This window comes from Mesorhizobium sp. Ca11 (assembly GCF_020165275.1).
Classification (GTDB): domain Bacteria; phylum Pseudomonadota; class Alphaproteobacteria; order Rhizobiales; family Rhizobiaceae; genus Mesorhizobium.
The window spans coordinates 341,210-354,198 of record NZ_JAIUHU010000003.1; the positions used below are offsets into that span (position 1 = coordinate 341,210).

Genomic DNA, 12,989 nt, shown 5'->3' on the forward strand with positions numbered 1-12,989 from the left:
GCCGTGCCCGAAAACCTATTCCGCCGCCACGCTCATACGCATGCGTTCCATCTCGATCAGTGCGCGGCGATATTCCACCGGCATGATTTTCCGGAATTTCGGCCTAAAATTCTGCCAGTCGTCGAGGATCTCACGGCCGCGCACCGAACCGGTGAAATGCACGTGGTTCGAGATCAGCTGGTAAAGCCGCTCCTCGTCATGGCTGGTCATGTCGCCGGAGACGTCGACGCGGCCCTTGTGGTCGAGGTCGCCGCCGTGATGGAGCAGCTTCTCCATCAGGTCGTCCTCTTCCGGGACAGGCTCGAGCTCGACCATCGCCATGTTGCAGCGCTCGGCGAAATCGCCCTTCTCGTCCAGCACATAGGCGACGCCGCCCGACATGCCGGCCGCGAAGTTGCGCCCGGTCTTGCCGAGCACGACGACGATGCCGCCGGTCATGTATTCGCAGCCGTGGTCGCCGACGCCCTCGACGACGGCCGCCACGCCGGAATTGCGCACCGCGAAACGCTCGCCGGCGACGCCGGCGAAATACGCCTCGCCTTCGGTGGCGCCGTAGAGCACCGTGTTGCCGACGATGATCGAGTCCGCCGCGACGATCTTGGCCTCTTGCGGCGGCCGGACGACGATGCGGCCGCCCGACAGGCCCTTGCCGACATAGTCGTTGCCGGCGCCGACCAGCTCGAAGGAGACGCCGCGCGCCAGGAAGGCGGCGAAGGACTGGCCGGCAGTGCCGGTCAGCTTCACCTTGATCGTGTCCTCGCGCAGGCCCTTGTGCTTGAAACGCTTGGCGACTTCGCCCGACAGCATGGCGCCGACAGAGCGGTCGACGTTGCGGATCGGCAGCTCGATGGTGACCGGCTGCTTGGCGTCCAGCGCCGGCTTCGCCAGCTCGATCAGCTTGCGGTCGAGCACGTCGTCGATCGGATGCTTCTGCCGCTCGGTCCAGTGCAGCGCCTCGTGCGGCGCGTCCGGCTTGAAGAACATCTTCGAGAAGTCGAGCCCGCGCGCCTTCCAGTGCTGGATGACGTCGCGCTTTTCCAGGAGATCGGTGTCGCCGATGATCTGGTCGATATGGGTGAAGCCCATGTCGGCAAGCAAGGCCCGCACCTCTTCCGCCACGTAGAAGAAGAAGTTGATGACGTGCTCCGGCGTGCCCTTGAAGCGCTTGCGCAGCACCGGGTCCTGCGTCGCCACGCCGACCGGGCAGGTGTTGAGGTGGCACTTGCGCATCATGATGCAGCCGGCCGCGATCAGCGGCGCGGTCGAGAAGCCGAACTCGTCGGCGCCGAGCAGCGCGCCGATGATGACGTCGCGCCCGGTGCGCAGGCCGCCATCGACCTGCAGCGCGACACGTGAGCGCAAGCCGTTGAGCACCAGCGTCTGGTGCGTTTCGGCAAGGCCCATTTCCCACGGGCTGCCGGCATGCTTGAGCGAGGTCAGCGGCGAAGCGCCGGTACCGCCGTCATAGCCTGAGATGGTGATGTGGTCGGCGCGCGCCTTGGCGACGCCCGCCGCGACCGTGCCGACGCCGACCTCCGACACCAGCTTGACCGAGACGTCGGCCGCCGGATTGACGTTCTTCAGATCGTAGATCAGCTGCGCCAGATCCTCGATCGAATAGATGTCGTGATGCGGCGGCGGCGAGATCAGGCCGACGCCGGGCGTCGAGTGCCTGACCTTGGCGATGGTCGCGTCGACCTTGTGTCCGGGCAACTGGCCGCCCTCGCCGGGCTTGGCACCCTGCGCCACCTTGATCTGCATGACATCGGAATTGACCAGATATTCCGCCGTGACGCCGAAGCGGCCCGACGCGACCTGCTTGATCGCCGATCGTTCCGGGTTCTTGCCGCCGCCGGGCAGCGGCAGGTAGCGGTCGGCCTCTTCGCCGCCCTCGCCGGTGTTGGACTTGCCGCCGATGGCGTTCATGGCGCGCGCCAGCGTGGTGTGCGCTTCCCTGGAGATCGAGCCGAACGACATCGCCCCGGTCGAGAAGCGCTTGACGATCTCGGCCGCCGGCATGACGTCCTCGATCGCGACCTTCTTGCGGCCGGTCTCGTCCGCTGTTCTGATCTTGAACAGGCCGCGAATGGTCTGGGCGCGCGCGGTCGAGCTGTCGATCTGCGCCGAATAGTCCTTGAACGTGTCCCAGGAGCCCTGCCGCACGGCGTGCTGCAGGCTGGCGACCGCATCGGGCGACCACATATGCGCCTCGCCGCGCATGCGGAACATGTACTCGCCGCCAACCTCAAGGTTGTTGCGCAGCACCGGATCGCTGCCGAAGGCGTCGCTGTGGCGGCTGAGCGTCTCGGTGGCGATCTCGTCCAGGCCGACGCCTTCGATCAGCGTCGCTGTGCCGGTGAAATACTTCTCGACGAAGTCTGACTTCAGCCCGATGGCGTCGAAGATCTGCGCGCCGCAATAGGACTGGTAGGTCGAGATGCCCATCTTGGACATCACCTTGAGGATGCCCTTGCCGATCGACTTGATGTAGCGCGAGACCACCTCGTATTCGTCGACCTCTTCCGGCAGCTCGCCACGCTTGTGCATGTCGAGCAGCGTGTCGAAGGCGAGATAGGGATTGATCGCCTCGGCGCCGTAGCCTGCCAGGCAGCAGAAATGATGCACCTCGCGCGGCTCGCCGGATTCCACCACGAGGCCGACCGCGGTGCGCAGGCCCTTGCGGATCAGGTGATGATGCACGGCCGCCGTCGCCAGCAGCGATGGGATCGCGATGCGGTCCGGGCCGACCTGGCGGTCGGACAGGATGATGATGTTGTAGCCGCCGGCGACCGCCGCCTCCGCGCGCTCGCAGAGCCGGTCGATAGCGCCTTGCATGCCGGCGGCGCCCTCGTTCGAGCCGTAGGTGATGTCGATCGTCTTGGTGTCGAAACGGTCCTCGGTGTGGCCGATCGAGCGGATCTTCTCCAGATCGCCATTGGTCAGGATCGGCTGGCGCACTTCGAGCCGCTTGCGGCGCGACGTGCCGACCAGGTCGAAGATGTTCGGCCGCGGCCCGATGAACGACACCAGGCTCATCACCAGCTCCTCGCGGATCGGGTCGATCGGCGGGTTGGTGACTTGGGCGAAGTTCTGCTTGAAATAGGTATAGAGCAGCTTCGACTTGTCCGACATCGCCGAGATCGGCGTGTCGGTGCCCATCGAGCCGACGGCCTCCTGGCCGGTGGTGGCCATCGGTGCCATCAAAAGCTTGGTGTCTTCCTGCGTGTAGCCGAAGGACTGCTGGCGATCGAGCAGGCTGACATCCTTGCGCAGCGCGCGCGGCTCGACCGGCTTCAGATCTTCCAGGATCAGCTGCGTGTTGGCGAGCCAGGTCTTGTAGGGGTGCCTGGTCGCAATCTCCGACTTGATCTCCTCGTCGGAGACGATGCGGCCCTTGGCGAGGTCGATCAGCAGCATGCGGCCGGGCTGCAGCCGCCACTTCTGCACGATCTTTTCCTCCGGCACCGGCAGCGCACCGGCTTCCGACGCCATGATAACGCGGTCGTCGTCGGTGACGATGTAGCGCGCCGGGCGCAGGCCGTTGCGGTCGAGCGTGGCGCCGATCTGGCGGCCGTCGGTGAAGACCACCGCCGCTGGTCCGTCCCACGGCTCCATCAGCGCCGCATGGTACTCGTAGAAAGCCTTGCGGTCGGCGTCCATGAGCTTGTTGCCGGCCCAGGCTTCCGGGATCAGCATCATCATGGCGTGGGTGAGCGAGTAGCCGCCCTGGAACAGGAACTCGAGCGCGTTGTCGAAGCACGCCGTGTCCGACTGGCCTTCATAGGAGATCGGCCAGAGCTTCGAGATGTTGTTGCCGAACAGTTCGGAATCGACCGAGGCCTGGCGCGCCGCCATCCAGTTGTTGTTGCCGCGCACGGTGTTGATCTCGCCGTTGTGCGCGACCATGCGATAGGGATGCGCCAGCTTCCATGATGGGAAGGTGTTGGTCGAAAAACGCTGGTGGACCAGGATCAGCGCCGTCTCGAAGCGCGGATCCTTGAGGTCCTTGTAATAGGCGCCGACCTGATAGGCCAGGAACATGCCCTTGTAGACGATGGTGCGCGCCGACAGCGACACGCAATAGGCGCCGACATCCTTGTTGTCGTTCTCGGCATAGATGCGGCCCGAGATCACCTTGCGCAGCAGGTAAAGCCGCGCCTCATACTCCTCGTCGTCCGGGATGTCGGCCGTGCGGCCGATGAACACCTGCCGATGGAACGGCTCGGACGCCACGATATCCGGCGCCTTCGACAGCGACGAATTGTCGACCGGCACGTCGCGGAAGCCGATGAGCGGCAGCCCTTCCGACTGCGCGGATTCGGCGATGATCTCTTCGATATGGGCGCGCAGCGCCGCGTCTTGCGGCATGAACCAATGGCCTACGCCGTATTGACCGGCCGGCGGCAGTTCGACGCCCACGACCGCCAATTCCTCGCGGAAGAAAGCGTCCGGGATCTGCACCAGCACGCCGGCGCCGTCGCCGACCAGCGGATCGGCGCCGACGGCGCCGCGATGGGTGAGGTTTTCCAGCATCGCCAGGCCGTCCTCGACGATCCGGTGCGACTTCAAGCCCTTCATGTTGGCGATGAAGCCGACGCCGCAGGCGTCGTGCTCGTTGCGCGGATCATAGAGGCCCTGCGCGGTCATGCCGTTGGCGGTTCGCAGCCCTTTGGCCAGGACGGTATTTTTAACGGCTGCCGCTTTCGTCTGCGCGGCCTGGCCGTTGATCGCAGATGGCGTCAGTTCCGTCATCGTCCTATCCTCCGTTCTCCACCTTGGCCCCGACTGTCTCAGGACGCTGGTTTGCCTTGGGAAGCATGATGCTTCCCCTCCATGTTGCTGCACGTCTCGCGAAATCCACCGAACCAAACGGCTATACGCCCGGTTCGCATCCGGTATCGTACAGGCCAGAGCCGGGCCGTCTACCCGCCGCTCGCGACAATGGCCGGAATGGCAGCGATGATACGCCAGTCCAGCCTGTTTTGTGCGACAAAATAAGACAGCACTACTGTCCTAAATTTTTTATGGCAGAAATCAGACAGCCGCACAAGACCGATTCACAAAAAACTTGGGCGCTGCGCGACACAAAATTTCGTGACAGGCCCCGGAAACGCAAGCTTTGGTCCAGGCATTTTGGGATCGATTGCTGGCTTCACCGCTTTGCCGACGATTGGCCCTTGCGCTTCGACTGCCGAAGCGGTCAAGTCCCGCCGCTTTCGCCAATCACGATACGGACTTTTCGATGTTCTTTGCATCCGACAACTGGGCGGGCGTCCATCCCGACATTTCGGCCAACCTGTCGCGCCATGCCGCAGGCATCGCGACCGCCTATGGCGACGGCGATCTGGACCGCGCCGTCTATCGTCGCTTCAACGAGATCTTCGAGCGCGAGGTGCAGGTCTTCTTCGTCGCGACCGGCACGGCGGCCAACGCGCTTTCGATGGCTGCGTTGAACCGCATCGGCGGCATCGCGCTTTGCCATTACGAAGCGCATATGAATGTCGACGAGTTCGGCGCGATGGGTTTCTACACCGGCGGCGCGCGCATGGCGCCGGTGGCGGGACCGCTGGGACGCATGACCCCGGAGGCTCTCGACCGGACCATCAAGCGATATTCGCAGGACCTGGCCCCCGCCGGCCAGCCGATGGCGGTCACCGTGACCCAGGCGACCGAGGTCGGCACGGTCTACAGCGTCGACGATGTCAAGGCGATCGCCGAGGTCAGCCGCCGCCACAAGCTGCCGCTGCACATGGACGGCGCGCGCTTCGCCAATGCGATTGCAGCGACCGGCGTCAGCCCGGCCGAAATGACCTGGAAGAGCGGCGTCGATCTTATATCCTTCGGCGGCACCAAGAATGGCTGCTGGATGGCCGATGCGGTCGTGGTTCTCAATCCGGATGCCGGCAAGGATCTGCGCCTGCTGCGCCAGCGCGCCGGACAGACTTTTTCCAAGGCCCGCTTCATCTCGGCCCAGTTCGAGGCCTATTTCACCGACGATCTGTGGTTGAGGATGGCAGGCCACGCCAATGCGATGGCCGCGCATTTGGCCGAGACGATCGAGGATGCGCCGGCCGGCAAGCTCGCCTGGCTGCCGCAGGCCAACGAAGTGTTTGCCATCCTCGGTCGGGCCACCGCGGAAAAGCTGCAAGCGGCCGGCGCCAAATTCTACGAATGGGGCGTGCCGCAGGGTTTCGATGGCCACCTCGGCGATAGTGAAGCGATCTACCGCTTCGTCGCCAGCTTCGCCACCACGACGCAAGAGATCGACCGTCTCGGCCAGTTGCTTGGCTGAGCTTGCGGCACTCGGGAGCAGCCAGATGACCAAGCCGTCTCTCGGCTCGACGATGCGGCTGGTCCGTCCGGCGCCGAACGTGCTGGGCTTCTATGACGGCCGCATCGAAGGCGTTCGCATCTGGTCGCACGAGCCGAACTGGCTTGACGACGGCGCTTACACGCTTGGCATCTGCACCTATGCGATCGTCGACGGCTCGCAGGCGCTTGTCTATGACACGCACATATCCCTGCCCCATGCCCGCTTCATCCGGAAAACCCTTGAGGAGATGGGCGTAACCTCGATGCGCGTCGTGCTCAGCCACTGGCATGACGATCATATCGCCGGCAACGAGGTGTTTGAGGATTGCGAGATCATCGCCAACCGCCTCACCGCCTTGGCGCTCGAACGCGGCCGGGCCGACATCGAGGGCGGTAATCCGCCGATCAAGCCGCTCGTGCTGCCCAACAGGGTTTTCGACAACAGCCTCAGCCTGACGGTCGGGGCGGTCCCCATCGAACTGCGCCAGGTCGAGATCCACAGCCATGACGGCACGGTGCTGCTGATGCCCGACGCCGGCCTGCTTTTGGCAGGCGACACGCTGGAAGACTCCGTCACCTATGTGTCGGAGCCGGAGCGCCTGAGCGAGCATCTGGTCGACCTTGGGCGCATGTCCAGTTGGCAGTTCGATCGAATTCTGCCCAACCACGGTTCCTTTGAGGCGATCGAAGCCGGCGGCTATGACAGAAGCTTCATCGACGCCACCGAGGCCTACGTCCGAAAGCTGCTTGCCTGCCGGCAAGACCCCGACCTAGCCAAGCAGGATCTGCGGACCTTCGGCGCCGAGATTTTCGCCACCACGGCGACCGAGTATTTCGCGCCATACGAAGCCGTTCACCGACAGAACGTCGCGGCGATCCTCGCGGCAAGCAGCCGATAGATCAGGCGAGGAATGGCCGCAGCAACAACTCGACGCCGAGCAGGACCAGAAAAATCAGGAACCAGCGGCGAAAAGTTGCCGGGCTGATCTTCCGGCGCAGGATTTGCCCCAGCCACATGCCGAGCAGGGCCGGCAGCACGGCAAGCGAGGACATCGCCAGATGTCCCGCCTCGAAGACGCCATGCGAGGCAAGGCCCAGCGCCAGGGCGATCGTCGACACCGTGAAGGAAAGACCGAGCGCCTGGATCAGATCGTCCCGGCTCAAGCCCAGCGCCTGGATGTAAGGCACGGCGGGCACTACGAAGACGCCGGTGCCGCCCGTGACCAGGCCGGTGAGAAAACCCACGACCGGCGACGACCAGCGCTCGCTTTTCTCGGGAACGACAGGCTGCCGCGCGAGCAGGCTATAGGCGGCATAGGCGATCAATGCCGCGCCGAGGCCGGCGGTCGTCCATTTGACATTGTCGCTGGCGAGCAGCCGCGAGCCGGCGATCGTGCCGATCAGAATGCCCGCCATCATCAGCCAAAGCCGGCGCAGGATCGCCGAAAAACTCGGGCCGGCGAAAAGCTGCCAGACATTGCTGACGAAGGACGGCACGATCAGCAGCGACGCCGCGGTCACCGGCGGCATGATGGTGCCAAGCAATCCCATGGCCAGCGTCGGCAGGCCCATGCCGGTGACGCCCTTGACGATACCGGCGAGCAGGAAAGTGATTGCAACGGTGAGTGTCAGCAGCAGGGAAAAATCGGACATCGCCCTTCATGATCCGCCGCTGCATGCTTCAAAAGAGCCAGAACCGCGCGTTGCCGGTGGCACAATAAAAAGCGGCGCCTTGCGGCGCCGCTTTCGTCTCGGGAGGGAGACGTTGTCTACTCCGGGCCCCGCGGGTTATGCGGCGGCCTTGGTTTCGATCTGCTTGGCCTTGTCCGCGGACGAGGTGATCGCGATCTTGCGCGGCTTCAGCTCCTCGGGAATGTTGCGCTTGAGGTCGACGAAGAGCAGGCCGTTCTTCAGCGTGGCGCCTTCCACTTCGACGTGGTCGGCGAGCTGGAAGCGGCGCTCGAAGGACCTCGAGGCGATGCCGCGGTAAAGCAGCTCGGAACCCTCGCTGTTGTTCTCTTCCTTGCGCTCGCCCTTGACGGTCAGCACGTTGCGGTGGGCTTCGATCGAAATCTCGTCTTCCGAGAAGCCGGCAACGGCCATCGAGATGCGATAGGCGTTCTCGCCGGTGCGCTCGATATTATAGGGCGGATAGGTCTGCGCAGTCTCGGGCTGGCCGAGCGAATCGAGCATGGTGAACAGCCGGTCGAAGCCGACGGTCGAACGATAAAGCGGGGAAAAATCAACGTGACGCATGAGTGTTCTCCTTTTGAGCAACATGGTTTGCGTATGACCCGGTGCGAAACCCTCGAAAGGCGTTCCGGATAGGCCAGCGGCCCCGACATCGGCGGCCACAGCATTCATTTGGGAAGCTCAAAAAGCCATTTCAAGGTTTTCCTTGGTCGCAATGCAGCCACGTTCATGAACGGTGGATGAACCACGGCTTCGGCATCCGTTCAGTCATGCGGCATTAGGCTTCGGTCAAGTTCGAGCAATTCCAGGAAAAGTGCGAAGCGGTTTTCCGTCCGGAATTACGTCAAGACAGAGAGACAAGCGGCGCCCCCGTCCCTGCGCCGCGACGAGGCCGAACCGGGTGCAACGTCCCTTCCTCCCGGATCGACAGAGGCCGGAAGTGCACCGCAGGCACTTCCGGCCTTCCCCGCGCTACAGCGCCGCGCGTCCTCTGGACGCGCTAGGGACGCAGTAGCACTTTTGATTTCGCGCATGATCCTTTCCGAAATCGATTCCGATTTTCGGGGTCATGCGCGGCAACCGCGTAAATCCTCGCAACGCCTTTGCTTTTGCCGCCTGGCCGTCTATCACCATGCCGACGCCTCGCCCGTCCGGGCAAAGAACAAGCAACGACGCCGCATGACGGATCTTTTCCATCTGACCGAGGACAATCCCGCGCCGCAGAATGCCGCGGGCGGCTTCTTCACCACACGCGACGGCAAGAAGATCCGCTATGGCGTCTTTGCCGCTGTCAGCCGCCCGCTGCAGGGCACGGTGGTTCTGCTGACCGGGCGCAACGAATGCATCGAGAAATATTTCGAGACCATCCGCGATCTCGCCGATCGCGGCTTCGGCGTCGCCATCCTCGACTGGCGCGGCCAGGGCGATTCCAGCCGCCTGCTGCGTGACCGCCAGCGCGGCTATGTCCGTAGCTTCCGTGACTATACGCGCGATCTCGAGCAATTCTTCGAAGAAATCGTGCTGCCCGACTGCCGCGGCCCCTATTACATCCTCGCGCACTCCACGGGCGCGGTGATTGCGCTGCTTGCCTCGCCGTCGATGGTCAACCGGGTGCGACGCATGGTGCTGCTGGCTCCTTTTCTCGAGGTGCCGGACCTGCCGGTCTCGATCGCCACGGTCCGGCGCGTCTGCACGGTTTTCTGCGCGCTGGGTCTCGGCCGGCTCTATGCCGCGCTCGGTCCGCGCCCGAAAGTGCCGCCCGCTTTCGAGGTGAACAAGGTGACCTCGGATCCTGCGCGCTACCGGCGCAATGTCGGAATCTACGAGGCCTGGCCGCAGCTCGCGCTCGGCGGTCCAACCATCCGCTGGCTGAGGGCCGCCGCCGCGGCCGCGAAAGCCGTCAGCGATCCGGATTTCATGGCAAGGGTGAAGGTGCCGATGCTGATCGTCGCCGCCGGCGCCGACCGGGTGGTCTCGACCAAGGCGGTGGAGGCCTATGCCAGGAAACTGCGCGTCGGCTCGCTGTTGATGATTGACGGCGCGCAACACGAGATCCTGCAGGAGAAGGACATCTACCGCGAGCAGCTCCTGGCGGCTTTCGACGCCTTCATCCCCGGCACGGGTGATGCTCCCTGAGCGCGCCCGATCAGCCGCGCAGCGCCGCCATCGCTGCCGCATGAAGCTCGGGCGTCGCGGCCGCCAGTATATCGCCGCCCTTCTCCGCCGGCCCGCCTTCGAAAGTGGTGATGACGCCGCCGGCCTTCTCAATGATCGGGATCAGCGCGACGATGTCGTAGGGCTTCAGGCCCGGGTCGGCGACGATGTCGATGCTGCCGGCCGCCAGCATGGCGAAGGCGTAGCAATCGGTGCCGTAGCGGGCGAGCTGCACCTTTGTCTCGAACTGGTCATAGCGCTTGCGCGCATCGCCCTGGAACAATGCCGGCGTAGTCGTGAACAGCGTCGCTTGCGCGAGTTCGGTCGTCTTGCGGGTCGCGAGCCGGCGCGGGCCGCCCGGTCCTTCATAATGCGACCCGGAAGCGTTGGCGTAGAACAGCTCACCGGTGAAGGGTTGCGACATCATGCCGGCGACCGCCTCGCCGTCGACGGTCAGCCCGACCAGCGTTCCCCACACCGGGATGCCGGAAATGAACGCGCGGGTGCCGTCGATCGGGTCGATCACCCAGACATGTCGGCTGGCGAGGTTGTGGCTGCCATGCTCCTCGCCGAGGATGCCGTGCTCGGGATATTCGGACGAAATCAGCGTCCGGATCGCGCGCTCGGCTTCGCGATCGGCCTCCGTTACCGGATCGAAGCTTCCCGTAAGCTTGTTGGTGACCGCCCCCTGGCTGCGGAAGCGCGGCAGGGTTTCGGCGGCGGCGGCATGCGCGATGCGCCGCATGAAATCGGTGCTGATATCCAAGTCGCTCTCCCCCATCGCGGCCGTTGCCGGCTGCCTGTTTCTCGCCGAACAGGCGCGCTGAAGACCGGTCAGACGCCCGTTTTCTGTTGCCCGAATGTCACATCTGAGCCGCCGAAGCGGAATTTCCACATCATATTGAATTAAAAAAGCCCGCTGTCGATTGACATTTGTGCGGCGCACAATAATTTTGTCATCGGACAGGTTTTCCTGTCCATGCCCTCCTTGGGCGTTTCCTCCCTAGACTTCGACCGTGTCGTGAAAACGATGCGGTCTTTTTTTCAGGCAATTCCGGGAAAGTGTGAAGCGGTTTTCCGTCCGGAATTGCGTATGCAAGAACTCGGCGCGCCAACCGCGCCGTCATTCCGCCGCAAGCGGCAAATCGACGAAATGGTGGTCGGGCATCGACATCAGGTCGGCCGAGAAGCGGGTCAGGTCGCAGGCCAAGGCGTCGAAGCCGGCCGATTTCTGGAACGTCCGCTCGTCCATGTAAAGCCCGCGATTGACCTCGATCTGCAACGCATGCAGATGCCGCGCCGGCCTGCCATAATGTTCGGTGATGAACCCTCCCGCATAGGGCTTGTTATGCGCGACGGTGTAGCCCATGCGGACAAGCAGGCCGATGGCCATCTCGGTAAGCGCCGGCGAGGCCGAAATTCCGAACCGATCGCCGATGATGAAGTCGGGCCGCACACCGTTGTCGCCGACGCGTATGCTGGCCGGCATCGAGTGGCAGTCAATCAGCACGGCATAGCCAAACCTGGCATGCGTTCTGGTCAGGAGCCGCTTCAGCGTCTCGTGATAAGGCTTGTACACCGCTTCGATGCGCGCCACGGCCTCAGCCAGCGGCAGGCGGCCGGGATAGATATCGAGGCCTTCACCGACAAGCTTCGGCACCGTGCCCAGCCCGCCGGCGACACGCGCCGAACGGATGTTGCAGAAGGACGGGACCGGCTCCGCGAACATGCGCGGATCGAGTTCCCACGGCTCGCGGTTGACATCGAGATAGGCGCGCGGAAAATTGGCCGCCAGCAGTGGCGCGCCGAGCGGCACGGCGCCGCCGAAAAGCTCCTCGACATAGCAGTCCTCCGACCGGCGGATGGCGTTGCGGTCAAGCCGCGCCATGGCCAGGAAGCGCTCCGGATAGTGACGGCCGCTATGCGGTGAGTTGAACAGGAAAGGGACGCGCTGCTCGGCGCCCGATCGGATTTCGAAGGGTGGGACGACCGAAAAATCCTCGGCTGCCGTTCTCAATTTGCACGAACCAGGAAACAGCACTGCATCATGACGTAAAACTTGCCACCTTGCGTGCGGCATGTCCAGCATTTCGGGCGACGAAATCGCAGCTTGAACCGGATGCGGGACGCCCTTCATTCACTTGATGTTTACCGACACATCCTCATATACAGCATGGTTAACAGCCTTGCCCGGCGGCAGGCTTGGGGCGGGTGATTCGGACGGGATATGATGGCACGCATTCTGCTGGCGGAAGACGACGACGATATGCGCCGCTTCCTCGTCAAGGCGCTGGAACGCGCCGGCTACCAGGTAAGCGATTTCGACAATGGCGCCAGCGCCTATGAGCGGCTGCGCGAAGAGCCTTTTTCGCTGCTACTGACCGACATCGTCATGCCGGAGATGGACGGCATCGAGCTTGCCCGCCGTGCCACCGAGATCGATCCGGACCTCAAGGTGATGTTCATCACCGGCTTTGCCGCAGTCGCGCTTAATCCGGATTCCAAGGCGCCCAAGGACGCCAAGGTGCTGTCGAAGCCCTTCCACCTGCGCGATCTCGTCAACGAGGTCGAGAAGATGCTGCAGGCGGCCTGAGCCACTTCGGCAGGCATCGACGACGCGCCGCGCCGATGCGACAAACGGAAGCCGTCTTTCCACATTCCCGCTATTGACGCGCCGGATCAAAAGTGGTGTATGCGCGGCTTCGGATGGGCGTGTAGCTCAGCGGGAGAGCACTGCATTGACATTGCAGGGGTCACAAGTTCAATCCTTGTCACGCCCACCATCCTACCACTAAATTAGCCGATCTCCGCCAGTGGACCCCGAGCACACC

General features: G+C 63.8%; 9 protein-coding genes and 1 tRNA gene. 5 read left to right on the top strand and 5 right to left on the bottom strand.

Annotated elements, in window-relative coordinates:
* Nucleotides 1-15: 15 nt before the first annotated feature.
* Nucleotides 16-4,752 (bottom strand): glutamate synthase large subunit, encoded by a 4,737-nt coding sequence (gltB, locus tag LB538_RS08005; RefSeq protein ID WP_224524183.1) that lies wholly within the window; start codon nucleotides 4,750-4,752, stop codon nucleotides 16-18.
* A gap of 490 nt (nucleotides 4,753-5,242) precedes the next feature.
* Between gltB and LB538_RS08010 the strand changes: the two genes are divergently transcribed.
* Together LB538_RS08010 and LB538_RS08015 are read left to right on the top strand one after the other, a co-directional pair.
* Complete coding sequence (locus LB538_RS08010) at nucleotides 5,243-6,292, top strand: threonine aldolase family protein (protein ID WP_224524181.1); 1,050 nt, start codon at nucleotides 5,243-5,245, stop codon at nucleotides 6,290-6,292.
* Between the two features lie 25 nt (nucleotides 6,293-6,317).
* Nucleotides 6,318-7,211, top strand: coding sequence for an MBL fold metallo-hydrolase (locus tag LB538_RS08015; RefSeq protein WP_224524179.1), 894 nt, complete (start codon nucleotides 6,318-6,320; stop codon nucleotides 7,209-7,211).
* 1 nt (nucleotide 7,212) lies between these two features.
* Here the strand turns inward: LB538_RS08015 and LB538_RS08020 are convergent, their stop codons facing one another.
* Together LB538_RS08020 and LB538_RS08025 are read right to left on the bottom strand one after the other, a co-directional pair.
* The gene (locus tag LB538_RS08020; protein WP_224524177.1) at nucleotides 7,213-7,965 is read right to left on the bottom strand and encodes a sulfite exporter TauE/SafE family protein; all 753 of its coding nucleotides are present in this window, start codon (nucleotides 7,963-7,965) and stop codon (nucleotides 7,213-7,215) included.
* Between the two features lie 135 nt (nucleotides 7,966-8,100).
* Nucleotides 8,101-8,568: an Hsp20 family protein gene (locus LB538_RS08025; protein ID WP_095766320.1), complete on the bottom strand. Its 468-nt coding sequence runs from the start codon at nucleotides 8,566-8,568 to the stop codon at nucleotides 8,101-8,103.
* Between the two features lie 615 nt (nucleotides 8,569-9,183).
* On the opposite strand from LB538_RS08025, the gene LB538_RS08030 reads away from it, so the two are divergent.
* On the top strand, nucleotides 9,184-10,140 hold the full coding sequence (locus LB538_RS08030) for an alpha/beta fold hydrolase (RefSeq protein WP_224524175.1): 957 nt from the start codon (nucleotides 9,184-9,186) through the stop codon (nucleotides 10,138-10,140).
* 10 nt (nucleotides 10,141-10,150) lie between these two features.
* Here the strand turns inward: LB538_RS08030 and hisN are convergent, their stop codons facing one another.
* Nucleotides 10,151-10,924: a histidinol-phosphatase gene (gene hisN, locus LB538_RS08035; protein ID WP_224524173.1), complete on the bottom strand. Its 774-nt coding sequence runs from the start codon at nucleotides 10,922-10,924 to the stop codon at nucleotides 10,151-10,153.
* 357 nt (nucleotides 10,925-11,281) lie between these two features.
* Complete coding sequence (locus tag LB538_RS08040; protein WP_224524158.1) at nucleotides 11,282-12,238, bottom strand: N-formylglutamate amidohydrolase; 957 nt, start codon at nucleotides 12,236-12,238, stop codon at nucleotides 11,282-11,284.
* A gap of 150 nt (nucleotides 12,239-12,388) precedes the next feature.
* Between LB538_RS08040 and cpdR the strand changes: the two genes are divergently transcribed.
* Together cpdR and LB538_RS08050 are read left to right on the top strand one after the other, a co-directional pair.
* Nucleotides 12,389-12,751 carry a cell cycle two-component system response regulator CpdR gene (gene cpdR / locus LB538_RS08045; protein WP_006199474.1) on the top strand — a complete coding sequence of 121 codons (363 nt, stop codon included), beginning with the start codon at nucleotides 12,389-12,391 and terminating at the stop codon, nucleotides 12,749-12,751.
* A gap of 115 nt (nucleotides 12,752-12,866) precedes the next feature.
* Nucleotides 12,867-12,941: transfer RNA gene (locus LB538_RS08050), tRNA-Val, on the top strand.
* The last annotated feature ends 48 nt before the right edge of the window (nucleotides 12,942-12,989 follow it).

Coding starts and splice junctions, on each gene's coding strand:
- gltB (WP_224524183.1), bottom strand. CDS start 4,752: ATGACGGAACTGACGCCATCTGCGATCAACGGCCAGGCCGCGCAGACG.
- LB538_RS08010 (WP_224524181.1), top strand. CDS start 5,243: ATGTTCTTTGCATCCGACAACTGGGCGGGCGTCCATCCCGACATTTCG.
- LB538_RS08015 (WP_224524179.1), top strand. CDS start 6,318: ATGACCAAGCCGTCTCTCGGCTCGACGATGCGGCTGGTCCGTCCGGCG.
- LB538_RS08020 (WP_224524177.1), bottom strand. CDS start 7,965: ATGTCCGATTTTTCCCTGCTGCTGACACTCACCGTTGCAATCACTTTC.
- LB538_RS08025 (WP_095766320.1), bottom strand. CDS start 8,568: ATGCGTCACGTTGATTTTTCCCCGCTTTATCGTTCGACCGTCGGCTTC.
- LB538_RS08030 (WP_224524175.1), top strand. CDS start 9,184: ATGACGGATCTTTTCCATCTGACCGAGGACAATCCCGCGCCGCAGAAT.
- LB538_RS08040 (WP_224524158.1), bottom strand. CDS start 12,238: ATGCCGCACGCAAGGTGGCAAGTTTTACGTCATGATGCAGTGCTGTTT.
- cpdR (WP_006199474.1), top strand. CDS start 12,389: ATGGCACGCATTCTGCTGGCGGAAGACGACGACGATATGCGCCGCTTC.